The organism is Enterococcus sp. AZ103 (assembly GCF_051714685.1).
GTDB classification, from domain to species: Bacteria; Bacillota; Bacilli; order Lactobacillales; family Enterococcaceae; genus Enterococcus_A; species Enterococcus_A alishanensis.
Window position 1 is genome coordinate 752,549 of record NZ_JBIOSI010000002.1, and the last position, 21,905, is coordinate 774,453.

Below are 21,905 nucleotides of genomic sequence, written 5' to 3' on the forward strand. Positions count from 1 at the left end.
AAGATGGCAGAAATGACACAAGAAAATTTTAAACGCGGCGACGCCAATCGTGGGAAATTGCGGGTCTTCTTTGGCTTTGCGGCCGGAGTTGGTAAAACTTATAGCATGTTGCTAGAAGCCCATGAATTAGTTTTATTGGGAAAAGATGTGGTGGTGGGTTATATTGAACCCCATGATCGACCAGAAACTAATGCTTTATTAAAAGGATTAAAACAAGCGCCGCTAAAACAATACCAATACAAAGACTTAACTTTGAAAGAACCTGATATCGATTATCTAATTCAAACAGCGCCAGATGTAGTTTTGATTGATGAATTGGCTCACAGTAATGCGGAAGGCTCGCGAAACCGTAAACGATATCAAGACATCGAAGAATTGTTGCAGGCAGGAATTGATGTGTTTACTACTGTCAATGTGCAACATATTGAAAGCTTGAATGATATTGTTTCGGAAGTGACAGGTATAGAAGTTAAAGAAACTGTGCCGGATACTTTTTTTCAGCAAGCGACTTTGAGAGTGATTGATGTAGAGCCAGATGAATTAATCGAACGTTTGGAGCAAGGTAAGATTTATGCCGATGAAAATGCCAAGCGGGCGCTACAAAATTTCTTTATTCCCCAAAAACTTGATCAGCTGAGGGGACTGGCAATTCAGCGGGCATCTGACCATATCAATCGAGTCCGTGGTAAAACTAGTGGCATGCAAAACAAGTTGTTGGCGGTTGTGTCTGATAATTATCCTAAAATGGCGGAAAAATGTATCCGTTGGACGGCACGCTTGGCGCAAGGTCTTGGGGCTGAGTGGACGGTCATTCAAATTCGCCATCAAGCCGATAGTATCAGTGAGCTACCCTTAGCTGAAAAACTAGGAGCAGAAGTGGTCACCATTGAAGAGGAAGACAGCTTTGAAACAGTGGTGGAGTACGCCAAATTAGCGGGGATTACCGATATTATTATGGGTAAAAACTTACGAACACCGTGGTATTACAAGCTGTTCTCAGAAGAATGGGAAGATCGTTTACTAAAACGCCTAGATGATACCGAGCTGCATTTAATTCCTTATAAAGAAAAACGCAGTGTTTTTTGGGAGATTCCTAAAAAGATCATTGAAGGTGGCGGAAAAGATTTTGGTGTGGCAATTGTTGGTGTGATTTTGGCCACTTTAGTCACCGAATTTATGCAGTATTTGCATGTGGGCGATCAAAATTTGATGCTGGTGTATATATTCTTCGTACTTTTGGTGGCTCGGCTAACAAGCGGCTATTTTTGGAGCGGTTTGTCATCAATATTGAGTGTCTTGTCTTTTAACTGGTTTTTCGTGGAGCCATTATATTCTCTGACAGTTTACAAGCAAGGTTATCCGATTACTTTGGTGATTATGTTTGTTGTTGCTTTGATGATTAGTAATTTGATGGTTCGTTTGAAAAAACAAGCCGATAGTGCCAAAGAAAAAGAACATCAGATGGAAATCTTGTATGAGTTGAATAAACAATATGTGGTGGCTGATAATCAGCAGCAAATTTTTGAAATCACCGCTACATACTTAGCTCGTTGGTTAAAACGAGGTGTAGCGATTTATGATGAATTAGGCCGATTACAACATGCCAGTGGAGAAAAAAATCAGCTTTTAGCCAATTCAGATGAATCAGCAGTTGCTTTTTGGAGTGCTAAAAATCAAAAAGAAGCTGGCAATGGTACCGATACATTGATTGGTGCGAAAGGTTTTTATTTACCGATTGTGGCGAGTGGTCAAACATTGGCAGTCTTAGGTGTTTTGCGTAATACTAGTCTACCGTTGGAAAATAACCAATTGAATTATTTGAAATTAATTTTGACTCAATTAGCCGTAGTTTTAGAACAAGCCCAATTAAAAAATCAAAAAGAACAGATCGAACTAGAGAATGAGCGGGAAAAGGTTCGCAGTAATTTATTGCGGGCAGTCTCTCACGATTTACGGACACCCTTGACCGCCATTTCTGGTATTGCTGAAACCTTAAAAGAAAACGGCAGTGATCTACAAACTGGTACTCGCCAAAAATTATTACAAGATATTCAAGAAGAATCTCAATGGCTGATTCGAATGGTGGAAAATCTATTATCAATTACCCGTATCAACATGGATACGATGGCCGTTAAAAAAAATGCCGAGCCGCTAGAAGAAGTGGTAGAAGCGGTATATCAGCATGTTCAAAAAGTCTACCCAGCTGAAAAACTAGTCGTCGATTTACCGGCAGATTTGATTTTTATTGAAGTCGATCCGATTTTGATGGAGCAAGCTTTATTTAATTTAGTAGAAAATGCTTTTCGTCATGGTACACCGAAACAGCCAGTGGATTTAAAGGTTTATCAAGCAGAGGGAAACACTGTCTTTGAAATCGAAAATAGCGGAGAAATTCCTTTGAGTCAATTTCAAAAAATTCAAAATAATTTAACCACGGAAGCTGAAGTACCGGTAGATTCAAAAAATGGCTTGGGCATTGGTCTAAGCATCGTTAAAACGATTGTTCATGCTCATGGTGGTAGGTTAGCCTTAGATAATCAAAATAATAAAACCATTGTTAAAATTTATTTACCCGACTAAGGAGGTGGACTTTTGAAAGCAAAAATATTATTGATTGAAGATGATGAAAATATCACAGATTTCATGACAGTCGTGCTAGAAAAAGCAGACTATCAACTGACCATCGCTGAAAACGGTATGACCGCCTTGACGGCTTTTCAAACAGAAAATTTTGATTTGGTTTTGTTAGATTTGGGCTTACCGGACATCGATGGCATCGAATTATTAAAAATTATTCGCAAGCGGATGATCTTACCAGTAATTATCATTTCAGCTCGCAATAACGAGACTGAAAAAGTAACTGCCTTAGATTTGGGCGCAGATGATTATGTCACTAAACCCTTTGGCACCAATGAATTAATGGCTCGCATTCGAACCGCCTTGCGTCATAAAAATAAACGAATAGTGACTTCACCAATTATTGAAAATGGCGAATTGAAAATTGATTTAGATAAACAATTATTTTATCGTGACGGACAAGAAGTCCATCTGACAAAAAATGAATTCCGTATTTTATCCTTACTTTTTAGAGAATTAGGCAGAGTCGTGACTTACGAAAGTTTAATGACAGAAATCTGGGGACCTTATAAAGGTGACCCGCAAACCTTAAGAGTCAATATGTCCAATCTACGAAAAAAGATCGAAGAAAATACTTTATCTCCCAAATATTTGATGACAGAAATTGGGGTGGGGTATCGATTGAAGGATTATCAAGATAAATGATTAAAGCAGTAGCATTTCGCTACTGCTTTTTTGCTATAATAAAATCAAAAAGGTGGGAATAAAGATGAATTGGGAACCGTGGACTGGTTGTTATCCGCAAAGTATAGGCTGTACTTATTGCTATTTTTATGGGAAATATTCAAAGCGACATGGACAGAATCAGATTGTAAAAACACCTGATTTTAACAAACCTGTCGTTCTTCAAAAAAATAATCAACCAAAAATTGCCAGTGGGAAAATTGTTGCCACTTGTTTTGGGACCGATTTTTTCTTACCAGAGGCTGACCCTTGGCGCAAAGATGCCTGGAAAATGATTCGCCAACGACCAGATTTAGATTTTTTGATTTTGACTAAGCGAATCGATCGTTTTGAAGTTTCGTTGCCAGCAGATTGGGGTGAGGTCTATGCCAATGTCAATCTAGGTGTCAGCGTTGAAAATCAAGCTCTTGCAGATTTACGTTTGCCACAATTTTTGTCGTTTCCAATTAAACGTCGTTTTGTTGCTTGTACACCACTTTTGGGACCGATTGATTTAACAGCTTACATTGATCAAATCGATCATGTCTCTGTTGGCGGTGAAACTGGAAAAGAAGCGCGGGAGTGTAATTTGGATTGGATCTTGGCACTGCGCCAGCAATGTTTAGATCATGAGAAAACTTTTTGGTTTAAAAATACTGGTTCACGTTTCCGTTGTGACGGCGTTTTGCAGAAGGTGAATCCCTATAAACAAAGTTCTTTGGCAAAATCAATGAATTTAAACTTATTAGGAGAAACACCTTTATTTTAAAAAATCTAAAATAAATAATAACAAGAAAAGATTTTCTGCTCTAAAAGAGTCCTAAAAAATAAAAATAGATTTAATGACAAAAAAGTTTAAAAATGTGGGGAAATAGCAGGTTGTTGCAGTTTTTAAAGGGGAGATAAAAATGAATAAAAAAGTATTGCTGCGTTGGGGAAAACGCTTGTTTCTGGGGTTGAGTCTGTTTTATTTGATGTTTGGTAGTGTGCAGCAGGTTGTTTTTGCAGAAGAAAAAGAAGTTATTAGGAATTTTCTGCATAAAAAAGAACCGCAATCACAGCCGGCCATCACAAGTAATCCGGTAAATTTTCCGGACCAACCAAGATTAGATCAAGTATCTTCACGAACAGGACAAAGAATTGTTCAGTTACACTTTTTTGAAAAAAGCGGTTGGCTAGTTTTAGTCTTAGTTTTGCTGGCTGCGATTGTGGGAGATTCTCGAAGAAGACGAGAATAAGCTTAATACATGTTAAAGAAAAAATATATATTATTTTTGACTGGTGAGTAGTTATTTTATTTAGCAAATATTAGCTATAGAATAAATGCCAAAGCAATGTATAGATAACTCCAACGAAAATCTTTTTTCAGAAAAAGATAAAGCATGCCGGCAAGTAACGAAAAGGCAATCGCGTATAGACCACCACTAAATCCTTGTAAAAAGAAATGAATCAAGCCCCAAGTAATTGCCAAGAAAACTCCTCCCGCAGGAAGCCATTCCGGTAAAGTAAATTTTAAGTCAGCAAACCTTTGTGCAAAAACAATTGCCAATAATATCAAAAGTGATTCAGCTAAATAATATAAAATTCGTAACAAATAATTAGCCAAACTTCCCACTGATGTGAACTCTATCCAAGGTTTAAAACCACCAAAACCAAAAGTAGTCAGCACAATCACAATCCCGACACAACATAGCGCTGCCCAGTGATTTTGTTTTTTTAAGATAGGTTGATCATCCAATATAAAAAAAGAAAATTTGGTTCTGGCTAGATAGATTAAGCCGACACTGACAATAGTCCACAAAATTGCGGTTATCAAATTTGAGATTCCTTGAGAAAAGCTTCCTAAAAGACCTTGAATCAGTTCAAGACTAAAGCCGGCAAAAGCATAAAGGGCTAGCCATAAAAATTCAATGGCTGAAACGTTTTGATTTATTTTCTTCATATAGATAACTCCCGCTCTTTTTGTTCAGTATAGCAGAAGGGGAATTTGCTATCTAGTTAGGTAGTGTCCCAATGCTCACTATTCCAGCGAAAATTAGAATAATCGTCAAGCAAAATTATTCTAAAAATGTCATTTTAATTGGATATATTATCGGAGATAGTATTGAATGCGTGTATGCCAATGTGGATTTATTTTTTCTCTTTTAAGCTCCCAGAAAGACTTGTTCACTCACGATTGACTTTTATCTTCTTTTTTACTTGCTAATAGTGATATCTTAATGAGTTGTAATTCTTAAAATAATGAGGGGCAAGAATAAATTCTCTTTAGAAAAAATAATTTTCACTCTAATAATAAATAATAAAAAACACTAACAAAGAGGATTTTCCTTATCAATTACATTTATTTTGCTCGTTTAATTATGATAAAGTTAGGGTAATACGATAATTGAATTTATATATTTAAATAATTAGGAGGGAGTTCATGAGAAAAAGGATTTTAAAAATTGGTACTGTCTTCATACTTATTGCCGGGATTGTTGGAGGAATTCTTTTTTGGCAGCATTTTGATTCAATGGAGGGAAATGCAACTGGTGAACCAATTTATAGTTTTTCGCAACAAAAGCATTTATTAAAAAAGAATTATCCAGATTTTTATAATTATCTAAAACTAGACAATAATAATGATGCACCAGTCATTCCAGAATTGTTAAGTACCAGTACCATTAAAGTGTCGAATAATTCTGCAGCAAAAAGTACAGCGATGGATCCGCAGGGTGTGGTTCGGGCGGAAGATTATTTATTGGTGTCTGCTTATAGCCGAGATTATGCGCATAATTCGGTTATCTTGGTTATTGATGCAAGGACAGGCTCCCAAGTTAAAACAGTTGTGTTACCATCAACTGCACATGTGGGGGGAATCACCTATGACGACGTGAATAAGAATATTTGGCTATGTACTTCTTCTGGTGAAGGTGCCGGAGAAATATCAGCGATCAGCTATGACCATTTAGCCGCGGATGATTTTGCGTCTAGTAGACAACCCATCGAGTTTGATCAGAGCTATGATTTAGGAAATATCACTCAAGCGTCATTTATTACCTACAATAATAATGGCTTATTTATCGGTTATTTTGCCCAATCTGGTGATGGCCTTCTGTTGTTTTATAGTATAAATTCTGATGGCACATTAGATTTTGATACATCAAATAAATTAACTTTACCAGACGGAGAATCGTTGGCTAAACCTGAACAAACTTATCCTTTAAGTAAAAAAATACAAGGAATCATGGTGTATAAAAACATGATTGTATTATCGAAATCTTTTGGAGCGAAAGATTCAGAAATCCAAGTGTTTAAATTCACTAATAATAAAAATATCAATCTTGATGCAACTCCTGATTTAACTATCGTCACACCACCTTATATGGAGCAAATAAGTGATTACAATCAGACAGGCTATGTGGTTTTTGAATCAGGAGCCAATCATTATCGTACCAATAAGATGATTGTAAAAGTTGACCGCATATTGCAACTTGATTTAGTAAAAATATTAAATGACTTATCCTAGATAAAATAAGAAGTTAGTAAAAATGAATTTCCATTTTTACTAACTTTTTTTAATGTCTGTTTATAAACAGTTTAAAAAAATTCGGCTAGATGTTGATTTTTCTTTTTTACAATAGGTTTATCAAGAAGACCATGGGAGGAAGTTAAAATGTATAATCAAAAAGTATTCGTCAATGGGAAGATCAATGAACTTAGTCGGAAGGAAATTTTTCAAGTGATTAAAGCAGCTGGGGGTAAACCACAATTAATCCTCACTAATGATACCGATATCGTGATTAGTGGCAAGAAAAACGCCAGTTTAACATTAACAAACTTAAAAATCCAAAAACAAGCGATTCGCAACAATCTACTTGTTTGGACGGAAGAAGATTTTCTGAGTGCTTTGGAAGCAGAGCTTGTGGGAGTTGCAGTATAGTTTAAGCAAAGAAAACCAATAAAACTTTACGGCCTTTTCGTGGTTTGCCCGTTGTTTCTTTTATTGCTAGTCTTTAATTTTTCTACAGGACATTTTTGCGAGGTGATGATTATCCTTTTCATTTCGTTCGTTTTTTCAGGGCCATGTAGCAATTAAAAGCTACCAGCGGAATTCAATCGGTGTTCGCCTTTAGTCCTAAGCATATATTCTGGAGAAAGAGACTCACTTGTCATTCAAGCAAGTGATTTTTTTTGTTTTCAAAAAATAATTCCTAACTAAAACCTGTGTTTCTCTAAATTAAATTCTTTATAATCCACATTAATATCTGTGTTTTAGTAAAAAAATGTTGACAACTAACTTTTAATGTCGTAAACTTTGTCTTGTAAACAACATGATGTCAAAACATTGGAAGCGCTTTTTACCATCAGTTTGTTAAATACAGAAAATGGAGGGAATTATGGATAATCAAATCAAACCAAATTGTGGGCCACGAATTGATCGCTTGCCTACAAGTAAAGTGCAGTGGAGTTTGTTTGCGATGGTGGCCTTTGGCTTGTTAGTCAGCTGGAGCAACGCAATTGGTGGCTTGGTCTTAGCTCAGTTAGCGGAGATTGGTTGGACTAATAATAATATCAGTGCAATTTTTTCTTCACTAACAACAGCGGGCATGTTTTTCGGAGCATTAATTGGTGGAATCATTGGTGATAAGATTGGTCGCCGCAATAGTTATTTACTATTTGTTGGGATTCATGTTATTTCAATGGTAGCTGGAGCATTATCACCAAATATGACGATCTTAATTGTTTTCAGAGTCATTATGGGATTTGGCTTAGGGGCTTTGTTGGTAACATTATTCGCTGGCTTTACTGAATATGTGCCTTCAAGAAATCGCGGGACATGGTCAGCTCGAGCATCATTTATTGGGAACTGGTCTTATCCGATTTGTTCGACGATTGCGATGTTCATTACACCAGCGATTGCACCAGAACTAAATTGGCGGGTACAATTTATGATTCCAGCAGTCTTATCAACGATTTTATTTGCAGTCATATATAAGCGCTTTCCAGAATCACCTCGTTGGTTGGAATCACAAGGAAAATATGCCGAAGCAGAGAAAATTATGTCTGATATCGAGACCCGCGTAGAAGCTGCTACAGGGGAACCTTTACCACCGGTTGAAATTGCTGAATCAGCACCAAAAAAAGAAGTTCAAATTTCTTATTCACAATTATTTAAAGGGGAATTATTGAAACGGGTTATCTTAGGCTCATTCGTTTTAATTGCTATGAATGTGGTGCAGTATACCCTGATCAATTGGTTGCCGACGATTTTCTTAACCCAAGGGATTGATTTAAAAGATTCGGTTGTCTTGAATACGATGAGTATGTTTGGAGCACCGATTGGAATTTTCATTGCAACCTTTATTATTGATAAGATTCCTCGTAAAATTATGGGGTCAGGTTTGTTAATCTTGATTGCTGTTTTAGGCTACGTTTACTCTTTACAAACTAGTATTACGACGATTTCGATCTTAGGATTTTTCTTAATTACTTTTGTTTATATGTATGTATGTTACGCTTCAGCCGTTTATGTGCCAGAAATTTGGCCAACTGCAGCAAAACTTCGTGGTTCAGGTTTAGCCAATGCTGTCGGTCGAATTAGTGGTATCTTGGCTCCTTATGCGGTTGCTTATTTCTTAAATACAACCGGCGTGACTGGTGTATTCTTATTATTAGGTGGCGTATCAGTCGTCACTGCAGTAGTGATTATGGTTTTTGGTATCGAAACAAGAAGTGCCTCAGTAGAAGAAATCGGTTCAGTTACACCGGCTTCGGAAAACAGTCACTAATTGTTTAATTATAAAAATTGGAGGGTCTAACTAATGAAAGCTTTAGCAAGATACGGAAAAGAATTTGGCGGATACCGCTTGATCGATGTCCCAGTTCCTGAAGTGGGAGAAGAAGATATTTTAATTAAAATTCGTGCCGCAGCCATCTGTGGTGCCGATATGAAACATTACAATGTAGAAAATGGTTCCGATGAATTCAACTCGATTCGCGGACATGAGTTTGCTGGTGATATTGTAAAAGTTGGTGACAAAGTAGTTGATTGGAAAGTCGATCAACGGGTAGTATCTGATAACTCGGCTCATGTTTGTGGCACTTGTCCATCCTGTGAAAAAGGTGATTTCTTAACCTGTAAAGAAAAGGTCAATTTAGGATTAGATAACAACACTTGGGGCGGCGGATTCTCTAAATATTGTTTAGTACCAGGGGAAATTTTACGGATTCACAAACATGCCCTTTGGGAAATTCCTGAAAACCTTGATTATGAAGATGCTTGCGTGTTAGATCCGATTAGTAATGCTTATAAAGCAATCGCGCAACGTTCAAGTTTCTTACCAGGGCAAGATGTGGTTGTAACGGGAACTGGTCCATTAGGTTTGTTCTCTGTTCAAATGGCGCGCATTATGGGTGCCGTGAATATCGTGGTAGTTGGTTTAGAAGAAGATACCAAAACTCGTTTTGCAGTCGCTAAAGAATTAGGTGCTACTCATGTGGTGAATGGTTCAACTGAAGATGTGGTGGCTCGTTGCCAAGAAATTTGTGGCAAAGATAATTTAGGCTTAGTAATCGAATGCTCTGGTGCTAATATTGCGTTGAAACAAGCGATAGATATGCTTCGACCAAATGGTGAAGTGGTGCGGGTCGGCATGGGATTCCAGCCATTTAATTACCCAATCAACGATATTACCACTTGGGCTATCAGTATTATCGGACATATGGCCTATGACTCAACGACTTGGCGCAATGCGATTCGCCTGTTAGCTAAAGGCGATATCCGAGTGCAACCAATGATCACTCACCGTTTAGGTTTATCTGAATGGGAAAAAGGGTTTGAACTAATGGCTAAAAAAGAAGCCATTAAAGTTATTTTCACATACGATTTTGACGACGAAGACTAAAAAGGGAGCGAATAAATTATGTTAGCAAATATTAAATATTGGGAAGAAACTGCCCAGAAAAATGGTTTTGCAATTCCACATTTCAATGTCTGGAACGCAGAAATGTTAATGGGTGTTATTGAAGCCGCTGAAGAAACTAAAGCACCAATTATTATCTCATTTGGAACTGGCTTTATTGGCAACACAATTTTTGAAGAATTTGCACCAATGATGGTTTCTATGGCTAAAAATGCCAGCGTACCAGTAATTACTCACTGGGATCATGGTCGCAGCTTGGAGATTGTTCAAAATGCTTACAATTATGGTATGAATTCTGTGATGCGAGATGCATCTGCAGAACCGTTAGAAGAAAATATTCGTTTAACCAAAGAAGTGGTGGACTATTTCCATCCATTAGGAATTCCTGTGGAGGCGGAATTAGGACATGTCGGCAACGAAACAGTTTACGAAGAAGCATTATCTGCTTACCAATATACTAATCCAGATGAAGCAGCGGAATTTGTTAATCGGACCGGCTGTGATTCATTAGCTGTTGCCATCGGCAATGTTCATGGCGAATACTCTTCTGATCCCAAAATTGCTTTTGACGTATTGAAAAAAGTGCGGGAATTAGTCGATGTACCAATCGTTTTACATGGTGCTTCTTGTATTGGCGACGAAGACATTAAAAAAGCTATTTCTCTAGGTGTTTCAAAAATCAATATTCATACTGAATTATGTTTGGCAGCCATGGATGCAGTTCGCGAAAACACTGACAAATCTTTCTTGGAATTAGAAAGAGCTGTCCGTGGTGCAGTGAAGCAACGGGCAAAAGAAAAAATCTTGCTGTTTGGAACAGATGGAAAGATGAATTATTAAAATAGTTAAGTAAAAAGGATTCGTGAAACTTTATAAGTAGGACGCAGACAGAATATTGTCTGCGTTTTTTTTATAAAAAAGCGCAAACTAACAAAATTTCGAGAATTTCTTAGATTGCGCGCAATAATTATTTAAGCTTAAAAGGCTGGGACATTGGCACCACCAGAATGTTCTTTGATATAATTAGCCACTTCCTTTGTAGTCATTGCTTCTTTTAAGACTTTGATTTTTTGACTGTCTTTTTCGTCTTCTCGCGTAACGAGCTGTAAAGCATAGTGTTCACTTGCTGGCTCATCTTCAAGTAAAATCGCATCTTTAGTCGTCAAGCCAGCAGGTTCTAAATAAGAAGGATAACAAAAAACCATAGCAATATCAGTTTCATCATAGGCCTGTACTAAATTTAACAAGTCAATCTGTTCAAAGGTGATATTTTTGGGGTTTTCAACGACGTCAGCAACAGTGCCATTGTAACCAGTTCCAGCCTTTAATTTGATTAGGCCATTTTCATTCAAAATAGCAAGTGCTCGACCTTCGTTTGTTGGATCGCTGGGAATGCCAACTTTAGCATTTTCTGGTAAATCAGCGAGTTTTTGATAGTCTTTTGAATAAAAGCCGCCAGTAAAGAAATAAATTGGTTGGACAGCAACTAAATCGGCAGATTTTTCTTCATTAAACATTTCCATGAAAGGAACGTGCTGGGCAAAGTTCGCATCTGCTTCACCATGCTGCACTGCGTCATTATAAGCAACATTATCATTGACTTGCATAATATTAATCTGGTAGCCTTGTTTTTCCGCTGTCTCTTTGGCGATTTCTAAAATATCCTTGGCTGACTCTAATTGCACAGCCACCGTGATTTCTTTATTCTCTTTTTGTTCAGTTTGTTTACTTTCCCCACAAGCACTTAAAATAACTCCCGATACAATAGCTAACAACACAAAATAAATTTTTTTCATTTTTTCTCCTACTTTCTTTTGTCTAGTTTTTGGGCAAGGGTATTGCCAAGCATTTGTAAGATGAAAACTAAAGTAATCATGATCACAATCGCCACATACATAATGCCGTACTCGTACCGTTGATAACCAACTCGAACCGCAAAATCACCGATTCCACCACCGCCAACAATCCCCATTACTGTTGAGTAAGAAATCAGACTAACAGTTGTTGTCGTAAAGGCTAAAACTAACCCACTACGAGCTTCGACTAATAAAAAATGCCAAATATATTGTAATTTTGAGGTGCCTAAAGAATTAGCCAAATCAGATATTTCTGTTGGTAGATCCAATAAGACTTGTTCGACTAAGCGAGCAAAAATTGCGATGGCAACAATACTTAATGGAACTGCCGAAGGAATCGGACCGAATGCTTTCCCCAAAATCGAGCGGGTCACTGGAATCAAAGCGATCACAAGTAATAAATAAGGAAAGGAGCGGATCATGGTCACGATAAAGTTAAACAGCCAATAAAAAAGAGGAGGCTGTCTTTTTACTTTGGGATTAACTAAAAACAATCCTAAACCAAGCGGAAGACCAATGATCAAGCAAAAAAATAGCGAAATTAGCATCATCAAACCAGTCTCCTGTAACCCAGTCAGTAAAGCAGGCCAATTTGCTACCAATTTTTTCAAGAAGGTCATGGCTGTAAACTCCTTTCGACTTTTTCAAGGTAGCTTAGATTTTCAACAGGAAATTGTTGGGGATTGTTTTGGAAATCTCCAATCAAACGACCATTTTCTAAGACTAAAATCCGTTGACAAAGACTTTTTAAAGTCTGAAGCTCGTGACTAACAAAGACGATCGTCGGTCGAAATTCTAGATGCGTTTTTTTCAATAAACTGACGACACTAGCAGTATTTTCTTCATCTAAAGAACTAGTCGCTTCATCACAAAATAACCAACTAGGTGTTCGACTCAATGCTCGTGCGATTCCAATCCGCTGCTTTTCTCCACCAGATAATTGGGCGGGATAGGCTGCAGACTTGTGACTCATGTCCACAAAGGTAAGGAGCTGTCGGACTTTTTCAGGCTGCTTTTTCTTCAATAATTTTAAAGGCAAAGCGACATTGTCATATGCGTTCAAGTTCTCTAACAGACTAAAATTTTGAAAAACGAGTGCCATTTGTTGCTGCTGATGGCAGAGGTCCTTTTTTGTAAAAGTTCGGCTATCGGTGCCATCGATTAGAATGTTTCCTTCACTAGGTGTTTCCATCAGATTTAGTAGACGCAATAAAGTCGACTTTCCTGAGCCGCTTTTTCCAACGATGCCGACGATTTCTCCTGGCGTCAAAGAGAGGTTAATATTTTTCAAAGCGGATGTGGTTGGATAATTCTTTGATACGTTGACTAATTCAATCATAGCGCCTCCTAAAAATATAACAGTATAAAAATCTGTGTAATAAATTTCAGTATGAAAATTTATAGATTAAATTCCATGTTTTTTAAATAAAACGTAAAACACTAGAAAACTAAACATGAAACTCCTTACATCATCTATTAAAATGAAACAAAAAGCAATTTTTTTGCTGAGGGAAAATATAATATCTGTTTTTTTACTGTAGTATTTTTAAGTGTGAATTATTTTTTAAGGACGTAGATTAAGTGAGTAAGTTGGTTGCAGAATACAAAAGTACATAGAAATAAGTTTTTAAAATATAGAAGTGTGATTTGGATTTTTCAAAATTTAATTGGTTTAAAGATGATATCATTGGTAAATGAAATCAGTCTAAGTAATGCAAATTTGACGGCATTAATTTATCAACCTTTACATTATGAGCGACATCAACGAAGCTTTTCTTCTAGGAAATAAAGTCATGATCATGAATCAAGGGAAAATATGTCAATTTGCTACACCTTCAGAAATAATTGCTCATCCCAATGATGCTTTTGTAAAAAAATTATTGGACACGGTTTATCAAGAAGCAGAAATTTGGCGGGGGATGTAATATGCTTAACTATTGGAATGATTTCCATTCAGATTTATTGTTAGCTCTTTGGCAACATACTTATTTGGTTTTAAGTTCACTATTTTTAGATTTAGTATTGGCGATAGTGTTGATTTTATTATTTTTACAACGACCTAAAGGACTAGCAAGTATAAACTATTTTTTTCAGCATTGTACTCGATTCCAAGCTATGCTTTTTTTGCTTTGCTGATTCCGATTAGCGGTTTGGGTAAAGTCACAGCCATCATTGTGTTAACCTTATATAGTGAATCCATTTTATCGCGGACGTTTACTACGGGTTTAAAAGAAATTGATCCTTTAATGATTGAAGCGACGTTTGCTATGGGAATGACCAGTCGTCAAGTATTTTTGAAAATTCAGTTGCCACTAGCAGCCCATTCTATTTTTAGTGGTATTCGTTTAGTATTGACTAGCATGATTGTTATTGCAACAATTCCCGCGACAATTAATGTTGGTGGATTAGGAACCATTTTGTTTGAGGGTTTACGGATACAGAGTATAGTTAAAATGATTTGGGGTACCTTAGCTACGGTTGTGTTATGTGTATTTGTGGCGATTTTATTGAATAGTTTGGAGGAATTTAGATGAAAGCCATTGTTGTAAATGAAGCTGGTGGACCGGAGAAATTGATTTATACGGATGTAGAAAAACCTAAAGTTAAAGCTGGCTGGAGTTTGGTTCAAGTAAAAGGTTTTGGCATCAATCACTCAGAAATTTTTACTCGTCAAGGTTTGTCACCTAGTGTCACTTTCCCCAGAATTTTAGGCATTGAGGCAGTGGGCGTGATCGCTGAAACAACAGATGAAGCAAAATTACCTATCGGTCAAACAGTTATTTCGATTATGGGAGAAATGGGTCGCGACTTTGACGGCAGTTACGCAGAATATGTTTTGCTGCCAAACCAGCAAATTTACCCAGTGAATACAAGATTGCCTTGGGAAATATTGGCAACAATTCCTGAAACTTATTTTACAGCTTTTGGCTCAATGAAAAGATTAAACATTAAAGAAACCGATTCGATTTTAGTGCGAGGTGCCACTAGTGGTGTTGGGCTTGCTTTTTTAAATTTGGTTAAAGCACAATTTCCGCAAATAGAGATTTGTGGGACAACTCGTAGTTTGACAAAAAAAGAACAGCTATTAAAAGCAGGCTTTGATACAGTTATTGAAGATCGAGATGGGAAATTACAAACAGAAGCAAGCTTTGACAAAATATTTGAATTAATCGGCCCCGCTACCATAAAAAATAGCTTTCAGCATCTTTTATTAGCAGGTATTATTTGTAATACAGGCCTACTAGGTGGAAAATGGTATTTAGAAGAATTTGATCCAATTATGGATACAAATGGTGGTTATTTAACGGGTTTTTATTCTGGAGATGTGTCCAGCCAAAAATTAAACCAGCTCTTGGATTATATTGAAGAATTCCGAGTAACCATTCAACCAGAAAAAGTTTTTAAATTATCAGAAGTGCGTCTTGCCCATGAATATCTGGAAAGTCAAAAAAGCTTTGGAAAAACTATTATTTTAAATTAGGAGGAAAACTAAATGTCTTTATTATTATCTCCAGTCGAAATTGCCGGTCTGAACTTAAAAAATCGAGTAGTGATGTCGCCAATGTGTATGTATGAAGTCAAAAAACAAGATGGTGTTGTCACTCCTTTTCATTTTGGTCATTATGGTGCGCGAGCGATTGGTCAAGTAGGTTTAATTATTATTGAAGCAACTGGTGTGACTCCAGACGGTCGAATTTCCAGCCAAGATTTAGGTTTATGGAACGATCAACAAAAAATGGAATTAAAAAAATTAGTCGATCAATTACATTATTTAGGCAGCCAAGTGGGCGTACAATTAAATCACGCTGGGCGAAAAGCCGAAGATGCCGATTATCCGTTGGCACCTAGTGCAATTGCTTACAACGAAGAATTTGCGACACCAAATGAAATGACTCTTGATGAGATTCAATCAGTGGAGCAGGCTTTTGTTGACGCGGCTCAACGAGCAGTTTCTGCTGGAGTAGATATGATCGAACTACATGGCGCTCATGGTTATTTAATGGATCAGTTTTTATCACCGTTAACGAATCAAAGAACCGATCAGTATGGCGGCAGTTTAGAAAACCGTTATCGTTTTATCAAGGAAGTGGTAGAAAAGGTTCGGGCGATTTATCAAGGTCCTTTATGGATTCGTTTATCACTAACAAATTATGCTGACCCGAAAGAGCAAAATAGCATTGAAGATTTTCAACAAATTAGTCAATGGCTGGAACAAGCAGGAATTAATTGTTTAGATATTTCCACTGGCGGATTATTAGATCGCCAACCCAATTTCCCGATCCACGCCGGTTATCAAACACCTTTTGCGACAAAGATGAAGGAAGCCGTCACTATTCCTGTAGCCACTGTTGGTTTGCTAAGTGATCCCGGAATGTGTGAATATATTGTGGAAAATCAACAAGCCAATTTAGTTGTATTAGGTCGAGAATTACTTCGCAATCCTAATTGGTTAGCCGAAGCAGCCAATGATTTACACGATCATGATTTTAAAGTATACAATCATTCTTACCAAAGAGGGCAAATGAAAAATGTTGCTGAGCGTAAACAATATGGTGACGCTAAATAAATTTAGACCACTTGAAGAGAAGTTTTCAAGTGGCTCTATTTTCCACAGAAATTGTTGCATTTACAACAAAAATAAGATAAGCTGTGAATATTCAATTCAGGAGGTGAAATTTTGACAGATATTTTAAGGGAAATAGGAGTGATTGCCCGCTCATTAGATGGCATTGCCAATGTTGAATTTAAGCAATTTGATTTAACCCGCGGGCAATATTTATATCTGGTGCGCATTGCTGAACAACCTGGGATTATTCCTGACCAATTGGCTGAGCTAATTAAAGTCGATCGAACGACTGCGGCTCGTGCCATTTCAAAGTTAGAGAATCATGATTTTATTGAAAAAAAGAATGATCCTGAAAATAAAAAGATCAAGCGTTTATATGTAACTGATCAGGGACAAGCAGCTGCAGCCTTCATTTTAAGAGAAAACAACTATTCCAACCAAATGGCGTTGCATAATTTATCAGCAATAGAAATTGCCGAATTGGCTCGGCTAATGACAATGGTTAAAAAAAATGTCGAAGCTGATTGGGAATATGTCAAAAAAGGAGGCAAACGAACGTATTAAACAACTATCATTAGCCACAAAGGAAACCTTTTTAAATATATATCAAATGCAGTTAACATATGTAAAAGAAAAAGATAAACTTACTAAATTAAGCAGATTTACAAAACAATATCTATATCAAAACTTGCAAAGAGAAATGAATTGTCCTTGCACTCTATTTTATTTAATAAAAATTGATAGACAAATTATAGGTTATTTAAAAATTAAGTATGATCATAAAGATCTAAAGAAAAGACTGCATAATCGTCTAGAAATTGCTGAAATATTTATTTCAGAGAACTCTAGAAGAATTGATTTCGTTTTGTTGCTATGGGAAAAGGTGGAAGAAATAGTCGAAGAGCAGAAGATATCAATTATTAGCTTGTCAACGGCAATCAATCTGCCTAATCATATTTACAAAAAATATCAAATATTAGACCAAGGAGAAAAAATTATATGAAAAAAATCATTGTTACAAAAGACTTTTGGGAGATTTTTCCAACGGCACAAATTCAAGTAGTAATTGCCAAAGGTTTAAATAATCAGGTTGTAGATGAGAAATATGATGACTTCAAGAACATGTTGGCAGAGGCAGTTAAAGAAAGTCAAAAATTTTTAACAGCCGATGTTTTTAGTCAAAATGAAGTAATTGCTCAGTGGCGGGAAGCGTTTAGTCAATTTAAGACTAAAAAAGGCGCTCGATCATCAATTGAAGCTTTGCTAAAGAGAGTAAGTCAAGGTCGTGAGTTTGAACCGATTAATCCATTGGTAGATATTTACAATAGTATATCTTTAGAATTTGCTGTGCCAGCTGGCGGTGAAGATCTTGAAGCAATTGATGGTGATTTAATCTTAGGGAAAGCGCAAGGGGGCGAATCATTCTTTCCGTTAGGCGCGGATAAAGATGCACCGGCATTACCAGAAGAAATCATTTATTATGATCAAACAGGTGCTGTTTGTCGTTGTTTAAATTGGCGAGAGGCCCAAAGAACCATGTTATTGGAAAAGACAACAGATGCCGTTTTAGTCTTAGAATTGATCAATCAAGAACAAGCTGAAAGAGCTAATCAAGCGGTTCAAGAGCTAAAAAAGAAGATTGACTCGTATTTTTCTATTGATAGTCAAATCATTACTTTGACAGCTGGAAATCCGTCAGCAACCTTAATAGAATAGGCTTTACAATGTATAAATCATTATATTAAAGCAACATTTTTTTGGGTTTTCCTGATAAAACAAAGATAAAAAGTCTGTTTCGAAGATTTTATCCTTTTTTTGTTATTGATTGTATGTTAAAATGAAACAAAGAAAAAGGAGGGAGTCATATGGCTGGAAGAGACCGCATTATTATTATTAAACAATTATTGCTAAATGAAAAAAAAGTATCTGTCGCTGATCTAAGTCAAAAATTTTCTGTTACTGAGGAAACAATTCGTCGTGACTTAGATAAGCTGGAGTCAGAAGGTGTATTGACGAGGACTTATGGCGGTGCAATCTTAAATGTTGAAGAGACTGTCTCCAATATCCCCTTTTATAAACGGGCAGAAAAAAATATGGAAGCTAAGCAAGCGATCGCTATCACAGCAAGAGAACTACTGGCAACCACTAATACAATGTACGCCGATTCAAGTTCAACAGTGATGGAAACAATGAAGCTATTAAAAGATCGTGATGATTTAATGATTGTGACAAATTCATCAGAAGCCTTGAAAGAATTGTTGGTTTCAAATGTGAATGTGCTATCAACCGGGGGAGAATTAAATAAGCGTACTTTGTCGCTACAGGGAGATTTAACTGAGCAAGCCATTCAACATTACAATGTTGATGTTGCCTTAATTAGTTGTAAAGGCATTGACTTGGAAACCGGAGTTACTGATACTAATGAAGTGGAATCACGGATCAAACGTCGGATGATTCAGCAAGCCAATCAAGTAGTTTTATTAGTTGACCAATCTAAGTTTGATAAAAAAGCCTTTGTTCATCTTTCTGAATTCCCTCAAATCCAACATGTGATTACCGACAAAAGACCAAATCAAGAATGGCGCAACTTTTTTAAAGAGCAAGGGATTGACGTTCATTTTTAAAGAATAAATACGAGAAAAGAACCAGTTATAAAACTGGTTCTTTTTTTGTTTTTAAAATTTAATCTTTGTTTCAAAGAAAATTTTGTGGTTTATATTGACAGTTTGGTTTTGTTGAAGTAATATATAGATATCGAATGAAAGCGTAAACAAACAGGAGGGTCAATCATGAACAGTAGAGACATTGGTAAAAAGTTGGATCAGCTGCCGATCTCCAGATGGCACTGGCAAGTATTTTTGCTTATCGGCTTTGGATTACAGATAAATGGTTTCTTGAATTCTTCCGGCAGTTCAATTTTAGCCGATTTGGTAGCCAGCGGTTGGTCAAATAATTATTTAAATGCAGCATTTTCTTCAGCTATGATGATCGGATTTTTCATCGGATCTTTGTTTGGTGGAAATTTTGGTGATCGTTTTGGTCGAAAAAAAGCTTACCAATTAAGCATTTTACTTTTTGCAATTTTCTCTTTACTGGCCAGTTTCTCGCCGAATATCTATTTCTTGATTGTTTGTCGTGGTGGGATGGGCATAGGAATGGGATCTGGCATCGTGATTGGTTATGCTTCCTTCACTGAATTTATTCCGGCAAATGTCCGTGGTAAATGGTCGGCGCGGATTTCATTTTTAGGAAATTTATCGCCATTGATTGCCGCATCAGCCAGTTTCTTAATTATTCCGACACTAGGTTGGCGAACGATGTTTGTGGTTGGTTCAGCGGCCTCCTTTATTATTTTTATTTTAGTTTCTAAATTTTTAGATGAATCACCACGCTGGTGTGCTGAAAATAATCAAGAAGCTCGAGCTAAAGAAATTGTGACCAAAGTTGTCACTCGGATTGAAAAAGAAAAAGGAGCGTCACTGAATTTAGAAACTGACAGTAATGGAACTTCATCCAACAGGGTAGAGAAGAAAATTTCGTTTGGATCATTCTTCAAAGGGGCTTTAGGCATCCGGACAATTGTAGCAACGACGGTTTTAGTAGCGATGAATATTTCCCTTTATACGATTACAGTTTGGATTCCGACAATTTTCGTTAATAGTGGTATCAATATTTCGAAATCTTTATTGATGACCACCTTAATCATGCTGGGAGCACCTTGTGGCGTGTTTGTTTCAACTTTAATTGTTGATAAATTTCCCCGTAAATGGTTTGGGGTCAGCTTGATTTTATTGATTGCTATACTCGGCTATGTTTATTCTTTACAAACAACCGAAGTTGGGATTATTGCTATCGGTGTTTTATTAATTTTTATTTTATATATTTACAATAGTTTTTCATCGGCAGTTTACGCACCAGAAATTTGGCCGACAAAAGCTAAGATGCGCGGTTCAGGTATTTCCAATTCGATTGGTCGAATTGTTGCAATTGTAATCCCTTACATTATTGCTTGGATTTTAACCAATTATAGTGTTACCACTGTGTTCATTGTTTTAGGCTGTGCCTTAGGATTTTGTGCCTTGATTCTAGCAATTTTCGGGATTGAAACCCGTAAGAAATCAGTGGAGGAAATTAGTATCGATGACCCAAAGGAGCAACTAGTCACACCCATCATTAGTTCAATCAAATAAATTTAACTATAAAGGAGCAAGTCAAACATGAAAAATACAGTAGCAATTTTAGAGCATCCAGGAAAAATGATCATCAAAGAAACCGCAATACCTGAACCAAAAGCCCACGAGGTTTTAATCAAAGTTGGTGATGTCGGAATCTGTGGTTCAGATGTCCACGGCTTCCAGCATGGTCCTTACATTCCACCAAAAGATCCAAATCAAACGATTGGCTTAGGTCATGAAATGGCAGGCGTTGTTGAAAAAGTAGGTGCCGATGTTACCAAATTTAAAGTTGGTGATCGTGTATGTATCGAGCCTGGCGTGCCTTGTTACAAGTGTGAATTTTGTTTAGAAGGTCACTATAATGTTTGTCCAGATGTTGATTTTATGGCGACACAGCCAAATTATAAAGGCGCTTTGACTAATTATTTAACTCATCCAGAAGATATGACTTATTTATTACCAGACAAGATGACAATGGTGGAAGGTGCTTTAGTAGAGCCAGCAGCTGTCGGCATTCACGCTGGTGAAATGGCGGGAGACTTATTAGGAAAAAAAGTCGTAATTTTAGGTTCCGGTTGTATTGGTTTAATGACGGTGCAAGCGACTAAATTAATGGGTGCTGCGGAAATTGTTGTGATTGATGTCTTACAGAATCGTCTAGATAAAGCCAAAGAGCTAGGTGCTACGGCAATTTTTGATGGTCGAGAAGATAATTTAGTGGAAAAAGTCAAAGGAGTTGTTGGGCAATATGGCGCCGACGTGGTTTACGAAACAGCAGGTGCGATTCCAACGGCTAAAATGGCACTAGAATTAGTCAAACGTCGCGGTAAAATTTTGATTGTTGGGACAATTCCAGGAGATACGCCTGTTGATTTCTTGAAAATTAATCGAGAAGTTTCGATTCAAACGGTATTCCGTTATGCTAACGATTATCCGAAAACTATCAGTATGATTGCTAGTGGAAAATTTGATGTATTGTCGATGGCGGATAAATATTTTGACTATCAAGATACGCAAGAAGCTTTTGAATTCTCAGTAAATAATAAGAGTGATTTGATCAAGGGTGTTATTCGTGTGGCGAAATTAGATTAGAAAAGAGTTG

Annotated in this window: 23 protein-coding genes; 19 read left to right on the forward strand and 4 right to left on the reverse strand. The window is 36.8% G+C overall.

The features are described from left to right. Window positions 1-12 precede the first annotated feature (12 nt). The 4 genes from ID741_RS18220 (at window position 13) to ID741_RS18235 (ending at window position 4,538) form a co-directional block, all read left to right on the forward strand. Entirely contained in the window at window positions 13-2,580 is a 2,568-nt protein-coding gene (locus ID741_RS18220; protein ID WP_438721245.1) for a DUF4118 domain-containing protein, read from the forward strand. A gap of 12 nt (window positions 2,581-2,592) precedes the next feature. Beyond that, complete coding sequence (locus ID741_RS18225) at window positions 2,593-3,282, forward strand: response regulator transcription factor (RefSeq protein ID WP_438721093.1); 690 nt, start codon at window positions 2,593-2,595, stop codon at window positions 3,280-3,282. A 64-nt stretch (window positions 3,283-3,346) separates the two neighbouring features. After that, window positions 3,347-4,069 (forward strand): DUF5131 family protein, encoded by a 723-nt coding sequence (locus ID741_RS18230; RefSeq protein WP_438721094.1) that lies wholly within the window; start codon window positions 3,347-3,349, stop codon window positions 4,067-4,069. A 139-nt stretch (window positions 4,070-4,208) separates the two neighbouring features. Then, entirely contained in the window at window positions 4,209-4,538 is a 330-nt protein-coding gene (locus ID741_RS18235) for a hypothetical protein (RefSeq protein ID WP_438721095.1), read from the forward strand. Between the two features lie 74 nt (window positions 4,539-4,612). Here the strand turns inward: ID741_RS18235 and ID741_RS18240 are convergent, their stop codons facing one another. After that, window positions 4,613-5,242 carry a hypothetical protein gene (locus tag ID741_RS18240; RefSeq protein ID WP_438721096.1) on the reverse strand — a complete coding sequence of 210 codons (630 nt, stop codon included), beginning with the start codon at window positions 5,240-5,242 and terminating at the stop codon, window positions 4,613-4,615. Window positions 5,243-5,722: 480 nt separating this feature from the next. Between ID741_RS18240 and ID741_RS18245 the strand changes: the two genes are divergently transcribed. The 5 genes from ID741_RS18245 (at window position 5,723) to ID741_RS18265 (ending at window position 11,045) form a co-directional block, all read left to right on the forward strand. After that, window positions 5,723-6,808, forward strand: a complete 1,086-nt coding sequence (locus tag ID741_RS18245; RefSeq protein ID WP_438721097.1) for a hypothetical protein — start codon at window positions 5,723-5,725, stop codon at window positions 6,806-6,808. A gap of 147 nt (window positions 6,809-6,955) precedes the next feature. Beyond that, window positions 6,956-7,222, forward strand: coding sequence for a hypothetical protein (locus ID741_RS18250; protein ID WP_438721098.1), 267 nt, complete (start codon window positions 6,956-6,958; stop codon window positions 7,220-7,222). A gap of 457 nt (window positions 7,223-7,679) precedes the next feature. Continuing rightward, on the forward strand, window positions 7,680-9,071 hold the full coding sequence (locus ID741_RS18255) for an MFS transporter (protein WP_438721099.1): 1,392 nt from the start codon (window positions 7,680-7,682) through the stop codon (window positions 9,069-9,071). 33 nt (window positions 9,072-9,104) lie between these two features. Beyond that, window positions 9,105-10,187 (forward strand): zinc-binding dehydrogenase, encoded by a 1,083-nt coding sequence (locus ID741_RS18260; protein WP_438721100.1) that lies wholly within the window; start codon window positions 9,105-9,107, stop codon window positions 10,185-10,187. An 18-nt stretch (window positions 10,188-10,205) separates the two neighbouring features. Continuing rightward, complete coding sequence (locus ID741_RS18265; RefSeq protein WP_438721101.1) at window positions 10,206-11,045, forward strand: class II fructose-bisphosphate aldolase; 840 nt, start codon at window positions 10,206-10,208, stop codon at window positions 11,043-11,045. 137 nt (window positions 11,046-11,182) lie between these two features. On the opposite strand, the gene ID741_RS18270 is transcribed toward ID741_RS18265, so the two are convergent. The 3 genes from ID741_RS18270 to ID741_RS18280 are packed head-to-tail and all read right to left on the reverse strand — an operon-like array spanning window position 11,183 to window position 13,400. After that, window positions 11,183-12,001 (reverse strand): MetQ/NlpA family ABC transporter substrate-binding protein, encoded by an 819-nt coding sequence (locus ID741_RS18270; protein WP_438721102.1) that lies wholly within the window; start codon window positions 11,999-12,001, stop codon window positions 11,183-11,185. Between the two features lie 8 nt (window positions 12,002-12,009). Continuing rightward, window positions 12,010-12,681, reverse strand: coding sequence for a methionine ABC transporter permease (locus ID741_RS18275; RefSeq protein ID WP_438721103.1), 672 nt, complete (start codon window positions 12,679-12,681; stop codon window positions 12,010-12,012). Further along, the gene (locus ID741_RS18280) at window positions 12,678-13,400 is read right to left on the reverse strand and encodes an ATP-binding cassette domain-containing protein (RefSeq protein ID WP_438721104.1); all 723 of its coding nucleotides are present in this window, start codon (window positions 13,398-13,400) and stop codon (window positions 12,678-12,680) included. The genes ID741_RS18275 and ID741_RS18280 overlap by 4 nt, the downstream gene beginning before the upstream one ends. Before the next feature lie 454 nt (window positions 13,401-13,854). On the opposite strand from ID741_RS18280, the gene ID741_RS18285 reads away from it, so the two are divergent. The 10 genes from ID741_RS18285 (at window position 13,855) to ID741_RS18330 (ending at window position 21,895) form a co-directional block, all read left to right on the forward strand. Then, entirely contained in the window at window positions 13,855-13,986 is a 132-nt protein-coding gene (locus ID741_RS18285; protein WP_281419047.1) for a hypothetical protein, read from the forward strand. 204 nt (window positions 13,987-14,190) lie between these two features. Continuing rightward, window positions 14,191-14,595 carry an ABC transporter permease gene (locus tag ID741_RS18290; protein WP_438721105.1) on the forward strand — a complete coding sequence of 135 codons (405 nt, stop codon included), beginning with the start codon at window positions 14,191-14,193 and terminating at the stop codon, window positions 14,593-14,595. Continuing rightward, the gene (locus ID741_RS18295) at window positions 14,592-15,542 is read left to right on the forward strand and encodes a zinc-binding dehydrogenase (RefSeq protein WP_438721106.1); all 951 of its coding nucleotides are present in this window, start codon (window positions 14,592-14,594) and stop codon (window positions 15,540-15,542) included. The genes ID741_RS18290 and ID741_RS18295 overlap by 4 nt, the downstream gene beginning before the upstream one ends. Window positions 15,543-15,554: 12 nt before the next feature. Next, entirely contained in the window at window positions 15,555-16,628 is a 1,074-nt protein-coding gene (locus ID741_RS18300; RefSeq protein ID WP_438721107.1) for an NADH:flavin oxidoreductase/NADH oxidase, read from the forward strand. Window positions 16,629-16,739: 111 nt separating this feature from the next. Continuing rightward, complete coding sequence (locus tag ID741_RS18305; RefSeq protein ID WP_438721108.1) at window positions 16,740-17,192, forward strand: MarR family winged helix-turn-helix transcriptional regulator; 453 nt, start codon at window positions 16,740-16,742, stop codon at window positions 17,190-17,192. Then, the gene (locus ID741_RS18310) at window positions 17,161-17,631 is read left to right on the forward strand and encodes a GNAT family N-acetyltransferase (RefSeq protein ID WP_438721109.1); all 471 of its coding nucleotides are present in this window, start codon (window positions 17,161-17,163) and stop codon (window positions 17,629-17,631) included. Before ID741_RS18305 ends, ID741_RS18310 begins: the two co-directional genes overlap by 32 nt. Next, window positions 17,628-18,344, forward strand: coding sequence for a B3/B4 domain-containing protein (locus ID741_RS18315; protein ID WP_438721110.1), 717 nt, complete (start codon window positions 17,628-17,630; stop codon window positions 18,342-18,344). Before ID741_RS18310 ends, ID741_RS18315 begins: the two co-directional genes overlap by 4 nt. Before the next feature lie 149 nt (window positions 18,345-18,493). Beyond that, entirely contained in the window at window positions 18,494-19,252 is a 759-nt protein-coding gene (locus ID741_RS18320; protein ID WP_438721112.1) for a DeoR/GlpR family DNA-binding transcription regulator, read from the forward strand. Between the two features lie 165 nt (window positions 19,253-19,417). Further along, entirely contained in the window at window positions 19,418-20,818 is a 1,401-nt protein-coding gene (locus tag ID741_RS18325) for an MFS transporter (protein WP_438721113.1), read from the forward strand. Window positions 20,819-20,845: 27 nt separating this feature from the next. Further along, window positions 20,846-21,895 (forward strand): NAD(P)-dependent alcohol dehydrogenase, encoded by a 1,050-nt coding sequence (locus tag ID741_RS18330; RefSeq protein ID WP_438721114.1) that lies wholly within the window; start codon window positions 20,846-20,848, stop codon window positions 21,893-21,895. The last annotated feature ends 10 nt before the right edge of the window (window positions 21,896-21,905 follow it).

What these genes read in the sequence shown, in the direction of transcription:
- ID741_RS18320 (WP_438721112.1), top strand. Translation starts at nt 18,494, where the DNA reads ATGGCTGGAAGAGACCGCATTATTATTATTAAACAATTATTGCTAAAT.
- ID741_RS18245 (WP_438721097.1), top strand. Translation starts at nt 5,723, where the DNA reads ATGAGAAAAAGGATTTTAAAAATTGGTACTGTCTTCATACTTATTGCC.
- ID741_RS18250 (WP_438721098.1), top strand. Translation starts at nt 6,956, where the DNA reads ATGTATAATCAAAAAGTATTCGTCAATGGGAAGATCAATGAACTTAGT.
- ID741_RS18330 (WP_438721114.1), top strand. Translation starts at nt 20,846, where the DNA reads ATGAAAAATACAGTAGCAATTTTAGAGCATCCAGGAAAAATGATCATC.
- ID741_RS18315 (WP_438721110.1), top strand. Translation starts at nt 17,628, where the DNA reads ATGAAAAAAATCATTGTTACAAAAGACTTTTGGGAGATTTTTCCAACG.
- ID741_RS18235 (WP_438721095.1), top strand. Translation starts at nt 4,209, where the DNA reads ATGAATAAAAAAGTATTGCTGCGTTGGGGAAAACGCTTGTTTCTGGGG.
- ID741_RS18265 (WP_438721101.1), top strand. Translation starts at nt 10,206, where the DNA reads ATGTTAGCAAATATTAAATATTGGGAAGAAACTGCCCAGAAAAATGGT.
- ID741_RS18270 (WP_438721102.1), bottom strand. Translation starts at nt 12,001, where the DNA reads ATGAAAAAAATTTATTTTGTGTTGTTAGCTATTGTATCGGGAGTTATT.
- ID741_RS18230 (WP_438721094.1), top strand. Translation starts at nt 3,347, where the DNA reads ATGAATTGGGAACCGTGGACTGGTTGTTATCCGCAAAGTATAGGCTGT.
- ID741_RS18255 (WP_438721099.1), top strand. Translation starts at nt 7,680, where the DNA reads ATGGATAATCAAATCAAACCAAATTGTGGGCCACGAATTGATCGCTTG.
- ID741_RS18260 (WP_438721100.1), top strand. Translation starts at nt 9,105, where the DNA reads ATGAAAGCTTTAGCAAGATACGGAAAAGAATTTGGCGGATACCGCTTG.
- ID741_RS18325 (WP_438721113.1), top strand. Translation starts at nt 19,418, where the DNA reads ATGAACAGTAGAGACATTGGTAAAAAGTTGGATCAGCTGCCGATCTCC.
- ID741_RS18300 (WP_438721107.1), top strand. Translation starts at nt 15,555, where the DNA reads ATGTCTTTATTATTATCTCCAGTCGAAATTGCCGGTCTGAACTTAAAA.
- ID741_RS18275 (WP_438721103.1), bottom strand. Translation starts at nt 12,681, where the DNA reads ATGACCTTCTTGAAAAAATTGGTAGCAAATTGGCCTGCTTTACTGACT.
- ID741_RS18310 (WP_438721109.1), top strand. Translation starts at nt 17,161, where the DNA reads ATGTCAAAAAAGGAGGCAAACGAACGTATTAAACAACTATCATTAGCC.
- ID741_RS18280 (WP_438721104.1), bottom strand. Translation starts at nt 13,400, where the DNA reads ATGATTGAATTAGTCAACGTATCAAAGAATTATCCAACCACATCCGCT.
- ID741_RS18240 (WP_438721096.1), bottom strand. Translation starts at nt 5,242, where the DNA reads ATGAAGAAAATAAATCAAAACGTTTCAGCCATTGAATTTTTATGGCTA.
- ID741_RS18295 (WP_438721106.1), top strand. Translation starts at nt 14,592, where the DNA reads ATGAAAGCCATTGTTGTAAATGAAGCTGGTGGACCGGAGAAATTGATT.
- ID741_RS18285 (WP_281419047.1), top strand. Translation starts at nt 13,855, where the DNA reads ATGATCATGAATCAAGGGAAAATATGTCAATTTGCTACACCTTCAGAA.
- ID741_RS18220 (WP_438721245.1), top strand. Translation starts at nt 13, where the DNA reads ATGACACAAGAAAATTTTAAACGCGGCGACGCCAATCGTGGGAAATTG.